Annotated in this window: 14 protein-coding genes; 9 read left to right on the top strand and 5 right to left on the bottom strand. The window is 40.0% G+C overall.

The features are described 5' to 3' along the window. The first annotated feature begins 109 nt into the window (after positions 1-109). The 5 genes from EHS13_RS24400 to EHS13_RS24380 all read left to right on the top strand — a co-directional run bounded on the left by EHS13_RS24400 (position 110) and on the right by EHS13_RS24380 (position 6,312). On the top strand, positions 110-1,663 hold the full coding sequence (locus EHS13_RS24400) for a fumarate hydratase (RefSeq protein WP_155702888.1): 1,554 nt from the start codon (positions 110-112) through the stop codon (positions 1,661-1,663). Positions 1,664-1,715: 52 nt separating this feature from the next. Next, a complete protein-coding gene (locus tag EHS13_RS24395) occupies positions 1,716-2,666 on the top strand; it encodes a bile acid:sodium symporter family protein (RefSeq protein ID WP_155702887.1) in 951 nt (316 codons plus the stop codon). A 100-nt stretch (positions 2,667-2,766) separates the two neighbouring features. Then, entirely contained in the window at positions 2,767-3,699 is a 933-nt protein-coding gene (locus tag EHS13_RS24390; protein WP_155702886.1) for a DUF2920 family protein, read from the top strand. An 11-nt stretch (positions 3,700-3,710) separates the two neighbouring features. Continuing rightward, positions 3,711-5,510: a two-component system histidine kinase PnpS gene (gene pnpS, locus EHS13_RS24385; protein ID WP_155702885.1), complete on the top strand. Its 1,800-nt coding sequence runs from the start codon at positions 3,711-3,713 to the stop codon at positions 5,508-5,510. 82 nt (positions 5,511-5,592) lie between these two features. After that, complete coding sequence (locus tag EHS13_RS24380) at positions 5,593-6,312, top strand: response regulator transcription factor (RefSeq protein ID WP_155702884.1); 720 nt, start codon at positions 5,593-5,595, stop codon at positions 6,310-6,312. 45 nt (positions 6,313-6,357) lie between these two features. Here EHS13_RS24380 and EHS13_RS24375 read toward each other — a convergent pair whose 3' ends face one another. Both EHS13_RS24375 and EHS13_RS24370 read right to left on the bottom strand, forming a co-directional pair. After that, positions 6,358-8,184, bottom strand: coding sequence for a hypothetical protein (locus EHS13_RS24375; protein WP_155702883.1), 1,827 nt, complete (start codon positions 8,182-8,184; stop codon positions 6,358-6,360). A gap of 65 nt (positions 8,185-8,249) precedes the next feature. Beyond that, complete coding sequence (locus tag EHS13_RS24370) at positions 8,250-10,055, bottom strand: sensor histidine kinase (protein WP_155702882.1); 1,806 nt, start codon at positions 10,053-10,055, stop codon at positions 8,250-8,252. 203 nt (positions 10,056-10,258) lie between these two features. On the opposite strand from EHS13_RS24370, the gene EHS13_RS24365 reads away from it, so the two are divergent. Then, entirely contained in the window at positions 10,259-11,428 is a 1,170-nt protein-coding gene (locus tag EHS13_RS24365) for a copper amine oxidase N-terminal domain-containing protein (RefSeq protein ID WP_162463240.1), read from the top strand. Positions 11,429-11,493: 65 nt separating this feature from the next. Here the strand turns inward: EHS13_RS24365 and cydS are convergent, their stop codons facing one another. The 3 genes from cydS to EHS13_RS24355 are packed head-to-tail and all read right to left on the bottom strand — an operon-like array spanning position 11,494 to position 13,975. After that, the gene (cydS, locus tag EHS13_RS37615) at positions 11,494-11,592 is read right to left on the bottom strand and encodes a cytochrome bd oxidase small subunit CydS family protein (protein ID WP_405083518.1); all 99 of its coding nucleotides are present in this window, start codon (positions 11,590-11,592) and stop codon (positions 11,494-11,496) included. Positions 11,593-11,597: 5 nt separating this feature from the next. Further along, entirely contained in the window at positions 11,598-12,623 is a 1,026-nt protein-coding gene (locus EHS13_RS24360; protein WP_155702880.1) for a cytochrome d ubiquinol oxidase subunit II, read from the bottom strand. Next, on the bottom strand, positions 12,620-13,975 hold the full coding sequence (locus tag EHS13_RS24355) for a cytochrome ubiquinol oxidase subunit I (RefSeq protein ID WP_155702879.1): 1,356 nt from the start codon (positions 13,973-13,975) through the stop codon (positions 12,620-12,622). Before EHS13_RS24355 ends, EHS13_RS24360 begins: the two co-directional genes overlap by 4 nt. 551 nt (positions 13,976-14,526) lie before the next feature. Here EHS13_RS24355 and EHS13_RS24350 point away from each other — a divergent pair. The 3 genes from EHS13_RS24350 to EHS13_RS24340 all read left to right on the top strand — a co-directional run bounded on the left by EHS13_RS24350 (position 14,527) and on the right by EHS13_RS24340 (position 20,437). Beyond that, positions 14,527-16,320, top strand: a complete 1,794-nt coding sequence (locus EHS13_RS24350; RefSeq protein WP_227013511.1) for a sensor histidine kinase — start codon at positions 14,527-14,529, stop codon at positions 16,318-16,320. 4 nt (positions 16,321-16,324) lie between these two features. Continuing rightward, entirely contained in the window at positions 16,325-17,914 is a 1,590-nt protein-coding gene (locus EHS13_RS24345) for a response regulator (protein ID WP_162463239.1), read from the top strand. A 93-nt stretch (positions 17,915-18,007) separates the two neighbouring features. Beyond that, positions 18,008-20,437: a discoidin domain-containing protein gene (locus EHS13_RS24340; protein ID WP_155702876.1), complete on the top strand. Its 2,430-nt coding sequence runs from the start codon at positions 18,008-18,010 to the stop codon at positions 20,435-20,437. The last annotated feature ends 113 nt before the right edge of the window (positions 20,438-20,550 follow it).

Below are 20,550 nucleotides of genomic sequence, written 5' to 3'. Positions count from 1 at the left end.
CCTTAAGGTTTGCCCAAAGATTATATTTTTTCGTGCTTTACTGTGCGGTTAAGTTAATCTTATAATCTAATGTAACATAGTTTGAATTACGAGAGGAGTTTTAAGTGGTATGCAGCAATTTCAAGAAAGCATTTATCAGCTTATTGTCGAAACTTCGACAAACCTGCCTGGAGATGTAAGAAAGGTGATTAATCAAGCGCGTGTGTTAGAGGATCAAGGCACTCGTGCAGCACTTTCTTTATCGACCATAGCAGATAACATAATTATGGCAGAGCATAATGTCTCTCCAATTTGTCAGGATACCGGCATGCTAACCTTCATTATACATGTACCTGTTGGAGCTAACCAAATTATCATGAAGAAACAGATTATCGAAGCCGTTAAACAAGCAACCAAAGAAGGCAAGCTGCGTGAAAATTCCGTAGATTCCTTAACTGGTGCAAACAGCGGCGACAATGTGGGGCCAGGCACGCCTGTCATCCATTTTGAGCAGTGGGAGAAGGACACTATTGATGCTCGACTTATTCTGAAAGGCGGCGGCTGTGAGAATAAGAACATTCAATACAGTCTTCCAGCAGAGCTTGAAGGAGTAGGTAAAGCAGGGCGTGATTTGGATGGCATCCGCAAATGTATCATGCATGCTGTCTATCAAGCACAAGGTCAAGGCTGCGGCGCAGGGTTTATTGGCGTAGGAGTCGGTGGAGATCGGACAACGGGCTATGAGTTAGCTAAGCATCAATTGTTCCGTCATGTCGAGGACATTAATCCGAATGTTGAACTAAGCAATCTAGAAGATTATATCATGGAGAATGCTAATAAATTAGGAATTGGCACAATGGGCTTTGGCGGCCAAGTGACACTACTAGGCTGCAAAATTGGCGTGATTAATCGCTTGCCTGCCAGCTATTTTGTTTCTGTTGCATACAACTGCTGGGCTTACCGTCGCCAAGGCGTTGTATTAGATGCCGAGAGTGGAAGTATTCAGGAGTGGATCTATCAAGGCGGTTCAGAGGTTTCAATGGAAGAGGCAGGAGCTTCAGGAGTAGAAGCGATTGTTGCAGAAGCAGCACCTGTTACAGGGCGCGAGGTAATCCTGCAAACACCTATTACAGAAGCGCAGATTCGTGAGTTGCGCGTTGGGGATGTTGTTGTGATTAATGGCATGATGCACACCGGACGTGATGCCTTTCATAAATATATGATGGATCATGATTGCCCTGTTGATTTGAATGGTTCCGTTATTTATCACTGTGGTCCCGTCATGATGAAGGATGATCAGGGAGAATGGCATGTCAAGGCAGCAGGTCCAACGACTAGTATTCGTGAAGAGCCTTACCAAGGCGAGATAATGAAAAAGTTCGGAATCCGTGCAGTTATCGGAAAAGGCGGTATGGGTGCAAAAACCTTAGCAGCGCTTCAGGAGCATGGTGGCGTATATCTGAATGCGATTGGCGGGGCAGCCCAATATTATGCCAAATGTCTGAAAAAAGTGGAAGGCGTAGACTTTATGGAATGGGGAATTCCCGAAGCTATGTGGCATTTGCAAACGGAAGGTTTTGCAGCTATTGTAACTATGGATTCACATGGGAACAGCTTGCATGCTGAGGTAGAGAAAAGCTCGCTTGAAAAGCTAAAAGGCTTTAAAGAGCCTGTATTTAAATAAATAATAGTACCAGCAGCCATTTATCGTTCATTAAGGAAGTGCTCCGAGTCAGATGAAAGCAACATTAAATAAAAGCTGGGGCTTGCGATTTGGAGCAAAGCTTGATCAATATCTGTTCATTCTAATCCTAGTATCATTGGTACTTGGATTTGTTTTTTCTTGGTTGCTTTATCGCTTTAACGGGGCGATTCCGTATCTGTTCGCCTATGTTACTTTTATTATGGCGCTTGGCTGCAGCTGGACACAAATTAAACAAGCGCTGCAAATGCGTTATGCAATGCTGCTGGTACTGATCGCTTCTCATGTGGTAGCCCCATTAATTGCCTATGGTATGGGCATATTAATATTCGGTGCAGAGTCTCCCTATCTTATTGGACTTGTGTTATTTGCAATAATACCTTTAGGTGTTTCCTCAGTCCTCTGGGTAGGACTATCCAATGGCAATGTAACGTTCGCTCTTGCTGTGATTATTCTGGATTCTGCGCTTAGTCCATTTGTAGTTCCAGGTGAGATCTCGTTGTTTTTTGGTGCCCATATCCAGTTTGACCACCTAAAAATGATGCTAGATCTGGTAATCATAATTGTGATACCTACACTTGTCGGGATTGGAATTAATGTGATGAGTCGAGCTAAAGCGAAGCCTTGGTCTGAGCCGATTTCAGCTCCAACTTCCAAGCTAGCTTTTCTTGGTGTCATTCTGCTCAACGCAGCAACTATTCGACCGATTGCGATGCAGGTGAAGCAGGATATGCTATATATTTTTCCGGCGGTGCTTGTGTTAGTTGGGGTATGCTATGGATTAGGAATGCTGATAGCGAGGCTGCAGTCGAATAATTCGCTGCCCATTACAATGGTATATACAACAGGGATGCGTAATAATTCATTGGGTATTGTATTGGCACTGAGTTTTTTTGAAGCACGGGCAGCTGTTCCAGTCCTGCTCTCAATTCTGATACAACAGCCCTTCGCGTCCTTAGTACAGTGGATTATTAAGAAAAAGTAAATATAGATTTTCACAGCGGGGCGGGTTACTATAGGGGCATTGGACTGACTATGAATTTACTAATGCAGTAATAAGGACTTACAAGATAAGGAGTGGCAAATTGGCTAAAGAATATGATTTCATAGCAGCGGGACATCCCAATATATATACAGGCGAATCTCGAGAATTTAAAATTTATTTTTCAGAGCCCGAAGCTGGGGTAAATGAGAACACGGGCATGTTGCTCTTAATTGCTGGATATGGTGGACATGCTGAATCAAAGGTTTATAAAAAAATGCGGAGAAAGTTTGCGGATGAATACAATCTAGTTTGTGTTCAATGTGATTATTTTGGATTTGAATTTATGCAGCTTGAAGTTTTAGGGGAGACTACTCAGAATTTTAACGATATGTCGGTTATGCAAGCTTTAGATAATCTTACAGCTTTACTAATGGTAGCAGCTATATTAAAAGATAATAATCTGAGCTTTAATACTAAAAAAATAATTGCTTACGGAAATTCACATGGGGCATATCTCGGCCACCTTTGCAATGTTTATGCGCCTGAACTATTTAGCCTTTTAATTGATAATGCAGGCTATCTATACCCCGTATACTTAGAGGATACACATACAAGGTATTTGAATGTTATTAACAAGGATGGAAAGCAAGAGAAAATAGATTTTAATTATATTGTTAAAAGGAAATCACTTAGAATGAAGAGAGAGCTTATTGATCTTAATATGCTCTATGAAAATTATGAAAACAAATGCTCAATAGTTACATTTCAATGGGTAAAGGATCACATAGTAGATGCTGCAGAGAAAAAGAAGTTTTGTAATTCTATTAAGAAATGTTTACATGTGAGAATAGAGAGTGCAGATGGAATAATATTCAAATCTGATTTACATGGGGATGCTGACTATTTACAGCTTTTTGACTATACTATGCATGAACGAAAATTTGGTTTAGATCATTCAATGGCATTACCACAGGTGAACATTGGGAAATTTAGCATTGACTATAGCAATGAAATACCCGTTTTCAAAAAATAGATGGGGGACCTATGAGTAAATTTCGTGTGCGATTAACACTTATTTTCATAATCTTGTTAGGTTTATCGATGCTTGTTGCAGGTATATTTACAGCTAAGCTGTCGGAAAATAAGTACATTGTTTTCTTAGAGGATAGTACGCTACATGAAATTGCCGTTATCCAAGCGGTGACGGATCTTCATAAAGTGGGCTCGGAGCAGGAGCTGACTGCTTACTATGATGAGCAAGCAAAAAAATTAAAATCAACACTTCAAGCCCGAATTACCTTTATTAGCAAAGCTGGCAAAGTGTTGGGTGATTCAGATCATGAACCGAGCTCGATGGATAATCATCTAAACCGTGCTGAGATAGCAGAAGCGGTGAAAAGCGGCAGCGGTTCAGAGATGAGATTGAGTGATACTCTAAATGAGCAAATGCTCTATGTAGCAGTTGCGGTTAAAGATGATAACTCGCAAATAGGGTTTATTCGCATGGCAATGACATTGGAAACAGTCGATCATTCCGTTCGTCAGCTGTGGGTGCTGCTTCTACTCGGTTTGTCAGTGTTGTTCATTATCGCGGCATTAATTAGCTACAGAATTGCACATAATTTAACCAGGCCATTGGAAAAAATAACACGAGTGGCGCATCAAATAACACATATGAACTATCGCTCACGGGTTACGATTCGCAAAAAAGATGAAATTGGACTACTTGGAGAAGCTATTAACACAATGGCAGATAGCCTGCAGCTGCAAATGAATCGGATCCAAGAGGATGAAAGCCGACTCAAAAGCGTGCTTGAAAATATGATGAGCGGCGTAGTCATGATTGACCGTGATGGGCGGATAGTCTTGATGAACCGATCTGCTGAGGATTTCCTTGGTTTTACCGCTGAAGAGCTACTAGGTAAAAAATATGATGAAGCTAAGCAGCAATTCGAATTGACGAAACTAATTCGCGAATGTATTGAGTCTTGTGAGCATATCCGAGACGAAATGATATTTTATTTCCCAGAGGAACGGATCCTTGAGGTTAATGTTACCCCAATGTCACAATCAGATGAAGAATGGGCTGGAGTTTTGATTGTACTTCATAACATTACGGCAGTTCGTAGATTAGAGCGGATGCGCAGCGAATTTGTTGCTAATGTATCTCATGAATTGAAAACACCAATTACAGCCGTAAAAGGCTTTGCTGAAACATTATTGGCGGGAGCATTGGACGATAAAGAAATTGCTAAATCCTTTCTGCAGATCATTTTTGATGAGAGTGAGCGCTTAAATCGATTGATTGGTGATATTCTCGAGCTTTCGAAGATTGAATCGAAACGAATTCCATTGCAGTTTTCACCTGTGGAAATGCGTTCCTTGGTGGAGCGTACCCTGCACATGATGAGGCCAGAAGCGGAAAAGAAGCATATCTCACTTGAAATGCATGTAGAAGAAGACATCTATATTGAAGCGGATGAGGATCGTCTGGGACAAATCCTAATTAATTTACTCTCCAATGGCATAAGTTATACTCCAGACGGCGGTAAGGTAAAGGTGAAAATAGAGGCATTGCATAGCCCAACCGATCGTGATAATGAGTATGAACGTATACGTTTGACGATTTCGGATAGCGGGATAGGGATCCCAAAAAAGGATTTACCGCGCATCTTTGAACGTTTTTATAGGGTAGATAAAGCTAGATCCCGTATCTCCGGTGGGACTGGATTGGGATTATCCATTGTTAAGCATCTCGTGGAATTGCACAAAGGGACGATACAGGTTGAAAGTGAAGTTGGTATTGGCACTAAATTTTTAATTGATTTACCTGTAATTTATTAATTCCTTTACAAAACATTAACATTGCGTTTACAATTCCATGATATGATTGGATCAAAGACTTTATTAGATATCGAGGTAGCTTATGTCGCAGAAAATTTTAATTGTCGAAGACGAACCAACGCTAGCTCGTCTATTGTCCTATAATTTAACGCAAGAAGGTTATGAAATCAAAGTGATTGATCACGGCTGGGATGGATATCAGGCTGCTGCTCAAGCAACTTTTGATTTAATTATTCTAGATATTATGCTGCCTGGAATGAATGGATTTGAAATCCTCTCTAAGCTACGACAAAAAGGCCTTAAGACGCCTATTATTATACTTACAGCTCGAAATGCAGAAGAAGAAGTTGTGCAAGGCCTGAAATATGGTGCCGATGATTATATTACTAAGCCATTTGGAGTTGCAGAGCTGCTTGCCCGTGTAGCTGCTGTTTTGCGGCGTACCCAAGCCGATGAATCGTTGTTCGATAAGAATGCCAGTGGTGAAAAAGTTATTGCAGCCGGTGATCTGAAGATTTATCCAGAGAAGTACGAGGTCGTGCTTAATGAAGAATCGATCTCGCTGCGTCCGAAGGAATTTGAGGTGCTGCTGTATCTAGTTCAACGACCAGGCGTTGTAGTCACCCGTGATGATCTAATGAATATTGTTTGGGGCTTCGATTACATCGGCGGGCAAAGGACAGTAGATGTACATGTCAGCTCGCTGCGTAAGAAGCTAGAGATGAATCAGCAATCCGTGCAAATTGATTCGATTCGTGGAGTTGGCTATAAGCTGGTTACGACGAGTAATAAACCTAAATAAATAAACAAAACCCGCTCTTTGTGTATGAGCGGGTTTTGTTTATCCTTATCCTTGCTGATAAATCGCCATCGAATCTTGGTAAGGGACTGTAGTAGTGGTTTCTTCCTTATTAAGCGGAAACCACTTGTTGGTTTTCAATTCGAAACGGAAATTTAGATTGGTATTTTCAAAGCTTTGAGCGGAGAGGCTTTGTCCGAATGCTTTCAGGTAACCAAGGTTATCAGGTAGAAGAATTTGCTGCGGTGCAGTACCAGGCTTCCAATAATAAAGCTTGCGCTTGTTGGCCTCATCATGACCTTCTTTACCGTACGCAGGCTCATCTAGTAAATATACTCCTTGCGCACTTACCCCAACTATTCTTCCCTTCGCTTGATCCTTCACTCCATTGTTACCTATATATTCAGTCGAGATGCTGCCTTTATTGACCTTTGTCCAGTAAAAACCGTTTTTTACAGGTTGCATGGATAGGCTCAATATTTGATATTTATACTCTTCTATGCTTTCAGATTTGTAGGGCTCTTCTGCAATCAGCTTGACATGATCAGCTGCGATATCATAAAGACTGTGAGTTAATTGGGCTAGGCCAAGTTCTCCATTCTCATCAAATTTAATCCACATCACATGCAGCTTTTTCTGAAAAGGATCGTAGGTAAAATTATTAATATACCCCTTTTGAGGGTCTGGCATAAGAATTAGTTCTGTTTTTAGCTTACTCGTCACATTATATAATTGAATTTTACCGTTGGAGTTATAGATTAAACGATGATTATCCAACCAATATACTTGTAATTTGGGAGGGAAACCCGCGATATGATTAGCAGTTTCAAGAATAACAGCAGGTTTTTTGCGATGTTCCAGTACGAGTCCGTAATATCCACCACCTTCATCACCAAAAGCACCCTCTAGATAAGTATTAGCAACATAGCTGGATTTATCAGGTGAATAAATAAAATTGTCGTAAAAACGGAATCTAGGACCTTCTACAATTTCTTTGTTAGTGCCGCCATTAAACCAAGACCTTTCCTTGAAAAAGCGAATATTTAAGTAGCTGTCCACCTCCTTCAATCTGTTGCCTCTCTGTGATTTTAAATTGAAAATTATGCGTGGAGAATCAGTAAATGAATCACGACTTAGCTTTATTGTATAATGGCTATCATCTGTCCATTCACCTATGTTAGGTAGAACAGAATTGAATGCTGGATCAATGGGTTCTGAGAAAACGAATGTTATGGTTTGATTATCAGAGGCTAGCAAATTTAATCCCATAGGTAATCCAGTGAAAAACAAATTAGGTGTATCTGAACTAGCGTCTGCAAGACTTATTTGAATCGGTTTTGCTTTAAAAATGAAAATCTCCGGTGTATTGCCAAATTGCATGGTCATGGTTTGATCGAACTCTCCAATATCCATTTTATACCGTACTTCATTTCTCGCATTTGTATCGGTTGGATTTATTTCGAATTGTACTCCAGAGCTAACTTTAATTTGCTTTAATAAAGCATCTAGAACTTCCGAAGAACTCTTTTTAAAAGAGAAGAACAAATATAATTTGTAATCATGAAAGGCTAAATGCAGCGGCTGGGTATGCAAACCAGTATGATCATTATTATAAGGTGCTTCCCCAATGGAGCCAGAGCCATCCTTTCTTTCTTGCCCTACAAACAGCTCAACTAAATTTTCGGTCATTAATGGTTCTGAGAATGGTGTTGCAGCAATACTTGGAAGCGGTGTAGAAGCATGAGTAATAAGTGGTGTAGCAGTAGAAACAATACTTTCCTTCGTTTCAGTAGGTAAGGAAATAGCTGAAGAATCACAGCTTACAAGGAATACCAAACCCAATACAAACAACACAAATATAAACATTCTTTTCAAAACGCCACTTCCCTTTTTTACCATTTAAGTAATAGACGCAATATTCAAGAAGAAGTTGTTAGTTATTAGTTAATTGGAATCGAAATTTGAAAAGTAATGGTATGATTTTCAGTTTCTACAGTGATTTCTCCTTTATAGTTGTTAAGCAGACTTTGAGTAATGGCTAAACCTAAACCAGAGTGCATTCCCACTTTAGTGGTGAATCCGCTATTGAAAATTTGAGCTTGCTCAGTTGACGTTAGCGATCGGTTAATAGGGTTTGTTATCAGGAAATAGAATCGATTCCCATCTATCCAACCTTTACAAGATACCCAATGTTCTTCAGGCTCCAAAGTGTGAACTTCTTCAAATGCATTATCGATTAGATTACCGAACATTCGCACCAAGTCAGCTGTTTTAGAGCTTGTCATAATATGGCCAAGAGAAGGGAAGTCATGTGTGAACTGAATTTTTCGCTGAATAGCTGTTACTAGTTTGGCTTGAATAAGCGCTGCTATTTCGGGCTGATCAATTTGGATAATATCATTAACAGACTCAATTTCCCCAATTAGATTATGGGTATAGCTTTGCAATTGATCAAACTTCTTCATTTTTACCAATCCATAGATAACATTGACTTGATTAAGGAAATCATGCCTTTGTCCGCGAATATTAAGGAACATTTGATTAACTTCTTCGGTATAAATTTCTGAGGTTTGTTGAATGACTTTATCCTTTGAACGGTTTAATCTGCGAATAACGAAGAACAAGAGAATAAAACAGCCTATGGATACAATGATAACGATACTCAATAGTGTGAAAAATTGCTTCTGCAGCTTACTTTCAATCAGTTTATAATCCGTAACAATACATAAGATGTAGGTATCCTGAAATCGATCATTTCCATCATTCGGATCAAGCCCGATGGCATCTGACATTCGATCTGTGGAAATGGGTATGAATGTTTTTTCGATATGCTTATCTTTGATATCTGCTCTATAAACAGTTGTCTTTTTAGTTTTCACGGCTTCATTAACATAAGCGATATCTTGATCTTCGTTGTTATAGGTGTAGGTTCCAAAAAAATAAGGGCGATAAACCAATTCAATATGCTTATCTTTAGGAGCGGCTTTTATCGTTTTTTCAAAGGTTGCAGGGTTGATGCCCGTTATCTCATTTAATGTAGGATAAGCGCTCAAAACGTTATTAATAATCGCATCAATGCCAGTTGTTTGTTGATAGACTCTGAATTTCTCGTCATTAACATAAGGGGAAATAATATAGTCTGTTTTGCCATCATAATAATAACCCCATTTGTATATGGTTTTTTTATCATTGCTGGCAACTTCATAAGGGCCTGACCAGAAATTGGGTAAAGATTGGCCCCATCCTTTTGTTACATTATGATTATCGAATAATTGATTAAAAGCTTTATACCAGAGTCCCCATGTTTTGGCTTCCAGATTAATCTCTTTGGGGTCGGTTGCCTTTTGGATGATTATATTATCAGTCGTTCGCTTCATTAAAGAAATATGATCCACCAGTAAGAGATCTCTAAGGCTTTCCAATTGACTATTGGAAACATCAATAATTCTTGACGGCAGTGCAGACTCAGCAGCAATTGCAGCTGAACGTAGTTTCTCTCCAATCATATCTTCATAGAGAGTAGCGCCTATCCGGGATTGTTCAATGCTTTCTTTAATTTGAGTTGCAATGGAAGCGACTTCCCTTTGATGATTGCTTTCCAAGGAGTTCTTGAGGATAACATAAAAAAACACATTATTAATAGAAATAATCAGTGCAGCAACAATCGTGTAAATAAAAACCTTCGAACCTCTTTCCACAATAAACCCCATCTCATGTTGGATTGTACATAACTTTGTTCTCGACATTATTTTCAGAATTCTATGTAATGTAGCACTTTTTACCTGTAAACGATATTATAAGTTACTTCAATTTTAAATGCTATTTATTGTTTTTGAGGTTCATCCTTTATTATCCAATTGAGTGATATGGGTTGCACAGACTTCTTATATGTGTTTAAATCTTATAGGTAATCATAGGATGAAATTACATCTAGATGGGAGAGATCGGTATGAGAAAAGGCTTTTTATTTGGTTTAATACTTGTTTTGTTATTAACTTTTCCGATTGCAAATGTATTTGCTGCAGATCAAACGAAACCAATTGATGTATTCTTAGATGGTAAGATAATCAGTTTTAGTGTCAACCCATTGCTTGACAACGGTTCAACACTTGCTCAGTTTAAACCTGTATTTGAGACACTTGGTTTAACGATTAATTGGAATGCTGCAACAAAAACAGTAAAAGGTACTTCAAAGGATCTAAACATTGAACTTTCGATAGGCAATAAAACAGTCATAGTTAATGGTGTGAAAAAGCAGCTAACCGTTGCTCCCAAGATTATTAATGGTGTTACCATGGTTCCAATACGTTTTCTTGGTGAAGCTTCGGGGCGTGATGTTAGCTGGGACGGCAGAAAAAGGACAGTGTATGTAGCTACAACAGCGGAGCAAGTCATTTATACAACAGCACTTAATAACGCTTATATAAATGCTGAGGATGTTGAAGGAGCATTATCTACCTATGATCCAATAGTGATAGATTTAGAGCAAACAAAAGTTAATTTTGAATCAAATAATACGACCTATGATCTCAACTATGAATTGGAAAATGTAGAGATAATCACGCTGGAAAAAGCAACTGCCTCTGTTAAGGTAACTCTGAAAACGACAAAAATAGCGGGACCCACATTTGAAGATAATCGTACCTACATGCTTATGAATTTAAATAAAGTTAATGGAGAATGGAAAATTGCTGATTCCAAGGATTTAAAAATAGATTATTTAAAAGAAGACTTTAAAAAGGAAGAAGCAGTGACTACCTCCTCTGACAATCAAAAGCTGATTCTAGCTGTGATTGAGAAGAATAGAGACATGTCTGTAAAATGGGACGTAGCTGGATTAAAATCTACCTATGATGCCAGCTTTCCTAATTTAGATCAGGCGATGATCGATTTTCAACAGGGTGCACCAGCAAATGAATTCGAGGTCAACTACAGCAATATTAAAATAATTAAAGGCTCAGACGGGGAAGCGAAAGTTTATTATATGGCTCACATTCACAAAAAAAACGGCTTAGATTTCCCAGATATGAACGCAGATAGTGTGGTTACATTGAAGAAGAGTAACGAGGGTGAATGGAAAATCACGAATGAAGACAATTTAACGATAGAATATCTGTAATTAATGAAATTAAAAAGCTCACTGGGAAGATTAACTTCTACCAGTGAGCTTTTATTATTTGGAGATTATATGCGTTCTTTTCCTCTAGCACCCCAAATAAACAAAATAGCAACTGAGAGAACAACAACCAATTCTGGTGCAATCATGATTAGAAAGTGTTCCATGTTCATCATCCTTTCTTGGGTTTTGTACCTTCAACATAAGAAGCATTAAATAAGAATAAACGCATAATCAAGTAAATCGAAGGAATAAGCAGGAGCAGTCCTGCAAGAAAAGCGCCGATAAGATATAGAGCCATAGTCCGATTAGTAAAATTATCATATAGGTGAATATAGGGATAAATAATGCTTGGTAAATGGGAGACACCATACCCGAAAAAGGCGAGCGCAAATTGGATCATAACTAAGAGAAAGGCCCAACCGTAGCTGCGCTCCCGCCAAATCAAGTAAAAAGCCCCGATAAAACAAAGCAGTGAGAGCACAAACATCCAAGAGTAGTCGAGCATGCTTTGGAAATGCTCAGGATTATGCTTCTGAATAGCGAAGAATACAAGCAAACTAGCAAAGATTGTTGGCATACTCCAAGCCAAGGCATATTTACGTAAAACGGTTAGGGCTGATAAATCCTTGGCTTTTGCAGCATAATAGGTTAAGAAGGTTGCGGAAATATACAAAACACTTACAAGTGCTAGAAGCACAACAGCCCAAGAATACGGGCTTGTAAATAATGTGCCATATAACAGCTTAACTTTTCCACCAGTGACTTCAATAAAGCCACCTTCAGAGATGGTTAACACAGTAGATAAGGATGCTGGAATTAACAAACCACTCGCACCATAGAGGAACAAATAAAATTTATTATCCTTGCTGCCATAATTACTAAAAGCGTAATAAGAACCGCGGATTGCTAATAATACTATTGCGAAGCTGCCGGGAAGTAGAAGTGAAGTGCCTAAGTAATAGGCTGAATCAGGGAAGAAACCAACAATCCCGACCATAAAGAAGACAAGAAAAACATTAGTGACCTCCCATACAGGCGAGAGATATCGTTCGATGACCCCATGAATGAGACTCTTTTTACCGGTAAGGGTACTATAGTAGCTAAAGAAACCAGCACCAAAATCAATCGATGCTACGATCATATAACCAAATAAGAAAATCCAAAGCACTGTAATTCCTAGCAGCTGATAGGTCATAAACGCACCTCTTTTCCAGCGTTTGCTTCAAGATGGGCGAGTTCCTCTTCAGCAGGATGATTACGAAATAGCTTTCGCAGTATTTTAACAGAGGTGAAGCCTAGTACTACATACAAGGAAGCAAATACAATCAAGATTAAACCAACATGATCAGAGGTTGTTGCACCTTGGGATGTCTTCATATAACCACGTAAAATCCAAGGCTGACGGCCGATTTCTGCATAAATCCAACCACATTCAATGGCAAGCATTGCCAACGGTCCTCCCCAGAGAATACCGCGCAGCAATAAACGATTGTAAGGACTCCATTTACGCCAGATAAAAGCAAGATTATAAAGCACAGCGATAATGATCAAGAAAACACCAATGGAAACCATCCCATCAAATAAGTAATGGACAAATAATGGAGGGCGTTCATCCACTGGATAATCATTTAGTCCTTTGACGACACCACTTGGCTTATCATGCGCTAGAATACTTAAAGCGTAGGGGATTTTCAGCCCGAACCTAATCTCGTTATTCTTATCAAGAAAGCCGCCGATCACAAGTGGTGCATAAGCCTTTGTTTCAAAATGCCATTCAGCGGCAGCCAGCTTCTCTGGCTGATATTTGGCTAAGAATTTACCTGAAAGATCGCCTACAGCAGCAGTGGCAAAGGAAAATACTAACGCTGCAACCATAGTTAGCTTTAAAGCTTTCTTATAATAGACATGATCTTTTCTGCGCAGTAATGAGAAAGCAGCTATCGCAGCAAGAATGTAAGCTGAAGTCATGTAAGATGATGTTAATACATGGGACACTTCGGTTGGTGTGGCAGGGTTAAACATGGCTTTCAGCGGATTAATATCCGTGATTCGATTGTCTTTTAATGTGAAGCCCTGTGGTGTATTCATGAAAGCATTAACGGTTGTGATGAAAAATGCTGATGCTGATGAACCGATAACCACCGGAATTACTAATAAGAAATGAGTCGTTTGTTTTTTGAATCGATCCCAAGTGTACAGGTAAATTCCCAGAAAAATGGCTTCGAAGAAGAACGCAAAGGTTTCCATGAATAACGGTAAAGCAATTGCCTGCCCTGCGATCTGCATAAAGCTTGGCCAAAGTAAGCTTAACATGAAACCAATAGCCGTACCTGTGACGACTCCGACCGCAACGGTGATGACGAAGCCTCTCGCCCAACGCCTAGCCAACAGAATGTAATGACTGTCTTTGCGTCGAATACCCATCCACTCAGCAAGAGCAATCATTAATGGAACGCCTACACCAACGGTTGCATAAATAATATGGAATCCTAAGGTTAGCCCTGTGAGGATACGACTTAATGTTTCTGGATCGTTTGGAAAATGCACATCAATCAACTCCTTATTGCTACTATAATTCTATACCCAACGTAATTGTATTCCTAACTTTAGTATATCGATAAAGTATGTAATAAAATTCACAAGTTGTGAGGACTTATTGTCGAAATCTTTACAACTTATTGACTGAGTGAAATAAATGTGATCAGGGAAAATAAAGATCTTTACTGGCAAATAAAGTTGTTTACTGGTAAATAAAGATCTTTACTGAAAAATAGAGTTGTTTAATCGCACATGGTACGACGATTTGAACAAGAATTCACGGAGTTCTTCAGAGGATAAGAAAAACAGCTGCCTTCGATTAGGCAGCTGTTTTACTATTATTGCGGCTCGTCGGTATAATACCAGCCTATCATTCGAGCGGCTTTGAAACTCCGCCCAAATTCAATTGCGACATCGTGAGGTATAGTTTGACAAACTGGATAAAGGAAGTTAAGTTTATGATGTCGCTTCCAAGCTTTCCGTTGTGACTAGGGGTATGAGCTTCATTTGTCGCAATATTTGAAATCCCGGGGACATGGAGGGGAGCACTTTTGAACATCATGGCGTGGTTTAAAAACCAGTTGATTCGAAATAAAATTTTTATGGTATACATTCCTTTGATCATTGTTCCGCTGTTCATTGTAGGGTATTTATCCAACCGTGTTTTTACTGAAGTAATCATTGATAAAACCATTATGAATACAATTGATGAATCCCACCTTATTATTACACGTATGAATAATCTAATAAACAACTCTGAAAGTTGTTCAAATATCGTTTTGAGAGAGTTGAATAATGTTTATGAAGCAAACGAAAAGTTATTCCAGAATCCAAAAGACGATCTACAATTTGAATCTAAAAAAAACGAGTTTAGAGGTCAAATTCGTAGCCGGTTAGACTTTGCATTAATGGTGTTTCCAGAGGTCGAATCTATCGCATTTCTCGATACAAACTCTTATATTTATAGTACAAACGACAATCTGGAGAGAGAGCTTGAGCAAGCGCTTATCAGTCCCCTATTAAGGAGCATCGATAAGACTAGCGGTACGAGTATTTGGTTTCCAGTCCAGATTAGAGACTATCTGGTTTCAAATACGAAACAGCCAGTTATCACTCTTGGTAAAAAGATTATCAATATTTCGACACAAGAAATGTTGGGCTATCTGATTTTAAACGTGAAAGAAAGCACCCTCTCTTCTATATTTGATAAGACTGTGCAAGGCAAGCAAACCGGGTACTACATTGTTGATAACAGTGGCATTATTGTGTCGCCTCAGAGCAAGATGAATTTTCTACAGCGAGAACCGAATGAAACTTTAAGAGAATGGATTTATTTGGGTAAAACGGATACTTTGCGATTGAAAATAGCAGGTAATAATAAGCTGGTTACCAGCACGGTTTTTCGGAAGATGGGCTGGCGGCTGGTCAACGAAATTCCATTGAAGGAGTTAACTGCAGATACTAAAAAGCTTACGATCATTGTAATTGTGATCGGTATCGTTTGTCTTGTTTTTGCACTTCTTGCCGCAGGTATTTTATCGCGATATATTGCTAAGCCCTTGGTCAATCTAACCCGAAGTGTAAATACGATCCGCCAGGGAAACCTGGATATCCAATATGAGAATGATTCTAGCGATGAGGTGGGACTTCTGGCTGCTAGAATCAAGTACATGGTAAGCAGAATAAAGGATTTAATCGATAATTTGAAGGACGAGCAGAAGAAAAAGAGGGAGTACGAGCTTGCTCTCATGCAGGCTCAGGTCAAACCTCACTTTTTGTATAACTGCCTAGATTTGATCTATGTGTTAAGCGACATGGGAGAAAGCAGAGAAGCCAGGGATGCAACGAAAGCATTGGCCGATTTTTACCGAGTATCCCTAAGCAGAGGGCATGACATTATTACGATTGATCGAGAAATCGAGAACGTCAAAAATTATTTGTATATTCAAAAAGTCAGATATTCGAATGTTTTTGACTTTGAGATTGAAGTGGAAGAAGCGATTGTGGGGCAAAAAATTCCGAAGCTAACGATTCAACCTCTTGTCGAAAACGCAATCTATCACGGAATTAAGCCGAAAAGGAGCTTTGGCAAACTGATCATTAGAGCATTTCGGGATCAAGATAAGATCATTTTGAAAGTTATCGATGACGGTGTAGGGATGACGGAGGACACAATCAAGAGGATATTAGCCTATAAACAGCAGGAAGAAAACCGGACGACATTCGGATTGACGAACGTTGATGAGCGAATCAAGCTATATTTTGGAGAGAGTTACGGTATGACCATCAAAAGCGAAGTTGGAAAAGGTACGGATATAACGGTTGTCATTCCTGCAAATGTTGTGGAGGCATAAACGCATGCATAAGATTTTGATTGTAGATGACGAGATGATATTTCGAAAATATTTGCAAAAAATGTACCCATGGGAGTCTTATGGGTTTGAGCTGTGCGGTGAAGCGAGTGACGGAATCGAGGCGTTGGAGCGGATTGAACAAATAGTTCCGGATATCGCTTTAATCGATATCAATATGCCTGTTATTGACGGACTTCAGCTCTCACAAACAATAAAGGAAAGATATCCTGGAATCGCAATTGTCCTGATTACCGGCCACAGCGAATTCGAATATGCAAAAAGAGCAGTCAAAATTGGAGTGGAAGACTACATCTTAAAACCTTTTGATAAAAACGAGCTGTTAACGGTTCTCATTCGGATCAAGGAGAGGTTCGACAGGCTGAAGGCTGAGAAAAGCAGCGAAAAGGATTATAACCAATTTATGAAAGAACGGCTACTGAATCTGATTATTAGCAATGAGACTACGGGCAATGACGAAACAACAAAACAATCTTTGGAAAATTTCGGTATTCGAGTGAATTCGCTCACTTTTTGTGTGGCTGTGATCGAGATCGACAATATGTATCAAAAGTGGACAACTGCAAACGAAATCATCCTCTGGAAATATGCCGTTTGCAATATAGCAGCTGAAATTTTGGAATCTGAAGAAAATCCAATTCTATTTTACGGTCCTGAGGGTCGGATTATCGTGCTTTTTGAGTTCAAACGCAGGCACGAAGACAAACAATCGGGATTTGATTGCTTTACCAGGCTTTGCACTCAAGTAAAGAATTATTTAAAATTCTCCGTAACGGTCGGTATTGGAAATCCAATATATGGAATTTCCGCGATTAGAGATTCTTACATGGAGTCCCTCGAAGCTCTGCAAAGCAAGGTAATTGCCGGTGTCGGCAGGGTAATCCGTTATGCGGAGATAGAATTGGAGTACAAGAATATTGGCTTTTATTCGAGCGCCATCCATGAAAAGTTGGGAATAAACCTGCGCTTAAGGGACTGGGAAGAGATAAAGAAAGGGCTGGAAGAGGTATTTCAGTTTATTCGGGATAAACAATTGTCTGTCGATTACACGAATGCCGTAATAATGGGTCTCATTTCCATCTGTTTGTCCTATTTGTCCGAACATGGGTATGAAATTGAAGATGTTCTGGGTTCAGACTTTTCTCCAGGCAAACAATTGAGAAACAAAGAATCCTTGGACGAAGCGTTTTCCAACGTCGAAGAGCTTTACCTTAAAGTGATGGGATTTTCAAATAAAAATAAGTTTACGAAATCAAGAAAATTAATCGATTCCGCAAGAGAATATATTGAGATCAATTATAACGACAACAACTTGAGAGTGGAGCAAATCGCGCAGAAATTGTTTGTAACCTCTAGTTATTTACGCAAAGTGTTTAAAAAAGACCTTAATTTAACAGTGGGTGATTATATAACAGACATTCGCATGCAAAAGGCAAAAGAGTTATTGGGTAAGGGCAACATTAGGGTGGCTGCCATTTCGGAAATGGTGGGATTTTGCGACGCAACTCACTTCAGCAAAAGCTTCAAAAAGCGTTTTGGCCTCCCGCCTAGCGAATACGAGAATTCTTTAAAATAAAACTCGAAAAACACAAAGAAGTAGCGAAATACACCTTTGGGTGTGTTTTTTTTTGGCATATAATAAAAATATTCTACTTTCAGGAGGTTTAGGATGAAAAAAATGTATATGTTGTTGTTTGGTTTTATCGCTTTATGCGTACTGACATTCGCAAGTGGCAAACAGGTAAGCAATGCTTCAGGATTAGCGGTGACGGCTGCTGCTTTTGGTGATGTTTACAATTACAACAGCATTCATGGCGACAACAGGATTACCGCTCTCCCAGGGCCTAGTCAGGGAGACACATGGTATAGTGCATGGGGATCTAACAATACATACTATATGACCCATGACGATGGTCAAGGTTTCAATTATGGAACCTATAGCAATACGGGCATTGCACAATTGAGTGGGGACCCTAATGCCGATCCTTTGAGCATTGAAGGCTCGAATTTGAACCCCGGAAGTATAGGAACCAATCTGCCTCAAACTTATCATAGCAGTATATACGAGGTAGACGGCGTACTCTATGAAGTTCAGCACTATAATCATGCGATGAATGATGATTATAGCCAGATAGTCTTTGTCAATGCCAGCATCATTAAATCTACGGATGGCGGTGTGAACTGGTACAATCATCTGGGGCAACTCAATACTGCGCCCCCGGATAATCAGGCCAACAGTATGTTCCCGAACGACAAATGGGGGCATCCGAATTTTGTACAGTATGGCAAAGGCGGACAAACTCCAAATGTTGACAATGCGGACCAATATGTCTACTTGACGACATCGGATGCGTCTGCTATTGGTGACAGCAATGCGCTTAAAGGACTATTTGGGGATTACGTATACTTGGCTCGCATTCCCCGCAATAAGCTTGCTGATCTCAACAAAAACGACATTCAGTATTATGTGAGCGGCGATGGCGCGCTGACTGCCAATTGGTCCAATAATATCAACAACAGCGGCCCTATTCTATCAGCGCCAAGCGATTGCGACGAAGGGCAAGTTGTATATAATTTTGGTTTGGAGAAATACGTCATGTCGCTCAATTCGGTATTCATGCCGAACAACTCCCCTCCCAACAGGCAATATAGGCTGCAAATTTTCACAGCGGATCACCCTTGGGGACCGTGGACCAAACAATTGGATCATGGCGAACCGGGTACTCTTATGGGCTTTTTGTCCAATAACAAATGGACCACTTCAGACGGAAAGAAAATGTGGTGGATGTCTACGGGTTCCAGTACGCCCACGATTTACCCTTATGGTCTCATGTACCATGCGGTATACTTTTCCGAAGGTGTCGTTGATACATATGAAGCGGAAAATGCGCAGTTGTTGGGAGGGGCTGTTTCTGCCAACAGTTATTCTTCCTATCAAGGAACCGGGTATGCGACAGGATTTTCCAATACAGGTTCAAGCGTCAAATTCACAGTCAACAACATCAACGGAACAGGTTGGCACATTGTCAAGTTTCGCTATGCATCAACCAATTCCAGTGGTAATCCGATGAGCGTCTATGTCAACGGTGGGAAAGTCAAACAGATCAACAAGCTTTCTTGGAATGATGCGAGCTATAAAACATGGAGAAATTGGACAGAATATAGCGCGATTTATTATTTGAACAATGGCACGAATACGTTTGAAATTAAACGTGACGCGGGAGATGACGGAATTGGGCTGATGATTGACAAGCTTTACGTATCCAGAGAAACCACGTATGACGAAGGAGCCCCTTCGAAGCTGAATGGAGTCGCGACAGTTTCAAGTGTATGGAATAACGATAGCACTTTCAATGCTGCCAAAGCGAACGACGGATCGACCAGCACCCGGTGGAACGCGGCAGATGCTTCCGGAATTGGCCAATGGCTGCAAATCGATTTCGGAGCGAACGTAACGGTCAATAAAGTGATAACCAAGCAGGTTCTCAACCGTATAACAGGCTATAAGATCCAGTATTGGAACGGCAGCAGTTGGGCAGATGCATACACCGGTGGATTAATGGGAACTTCCCCAAAATCGGATACGTTCACGTCTGTTACAACTTCCAAGATTCGTCTCTATGTAACGTCTGTTCAGACTGATGCCAATAATACTTGCCCGTCAATAGCGGAGTTTGAGGTGTATGCGGCACCAAATAATTTGGCGCCGAATGGGGTCGCGACAGCATCAAGCGTATGGAATAATGATAGCACTTTAAATGCTGCGAAAGCGAACGACGAATCGATCAGCACCCGATGGAACGCAGCGGATGCTACCGGAGTTGGCCAATGGGTGCAAATCGATTTCGGGGCGAGCACAATGTTCAATAAAGTAATAACCAAGCAGGTTCTCAACCGTATTACGGGCTATAAGATCCAGTATTGGAACGGCAGCAGTTGGGTCGATGCATATACCGGCAATTTAATGGGAACTTCCCCTAAAACGGCTACATTCTCGTCGGTTTCATCTTCCAAGATTCGTCTTTATATAACGTCTGTTCAGACGGATCTCAATAATACTTGCCCGTCAATAGCGGAGTTTGAAGTATACAATAATTAATAATCGTGTCAGAAAACACTAATAAGTGTCGAATAACACATTCTAATGAATTGTCAAGACGATTACAATAAAGTTGTTACTTCAATGAAGTAACTGAATGGATATTATGAGAA

This window comes from Paenibacillus psychroresistens, assembly GCF_009728935.1.
Taxonomy (GTDB): domain Bacteria; phylum Bacillota; class Bacilli; order Paenibacillales; family NBRC-103111; genus Paenibacillus_AC; species Paenibacillus_AC psychroresistens.
The sequence above is the reverse complement of the archived record's forward strand: the minus strand, read 5'-3'. Positions and strand labels throughout refer to the sequence as shown.

Coding starts and splice junctions, on each gene's coding strand:
- EHS13_RS24400 (WP_155702888.1), top strand. CDS start 110: ATGCAGCAATTTCAAGAAAGCATTTATCAGCTTATTGTCGAAACTTCG.
- EHS13_RS24395 (WP_155702887.1), top strand. CDS start 1,716: ATGAAAGCAACATTAAATAAAAGCTGGGGCTTGCGATTTGGAGCAAAG.
- pnpS (WP_155702885.1), top strand. CDS start 3,711: ATGAGTAAATTTCGTGTGCGATTAACACTTATTTTCATAATCTTGTTA.
- EHS13_RS24380 (WP_155702884.1), top strand. CDS start 5,593: ATGTCGCAGAAAATTTTAATTGTCGAAGACGAACCAACGCTAGCTCGT.
- EHS13_RS24370 (WP_155702882.1), bottom strand. CDS start 10,055: ATGTCGAGAACAAAGTTATGTACAATCCAACATGAGATGGGGTTTATT.
- EHS13_RS24365 (WP_162463240.1), top strand. CDS start 10,259: ATGAGAAAAGGCTTTTTATTTGGTTTAATACTTGTTTTGTTATTAACT.
- cydS (WP_405083518.1), bottom strand. CDS start 11,592: ATGGAACACTTTCTAATCATGATTGCACCAGAATTGGTTGTTGTTCTC.
- EHS13_RS24360 (WP_155702880.1), bottom strand. CDS start 12,623: ATGACCTATCAGCTGCTAGGAATTACAGTGCTTTGGATTTTCTTATTT.
- EHS13_RS24350 (WP_227013511.1), top strand. CDS start 14,527: ATGGCGTGGTTTAAAAACCAGTTGATTCGAAATAAAATTTTTATGGTA.
- EHS13_RS24345 (WP_162463239.1), top strand. CDS start 16,325: ATGCATAAGATTTTGATTGTAGATGACGAGATGATATTTCGAAAATAT.
- EHS13_RS24340 (WP_155702876.1), top strand. CDS start 18,008: ATGAAAAAAATGTATATGTTGTTGTTTGGTTTTATCGCTTTATGCGTA.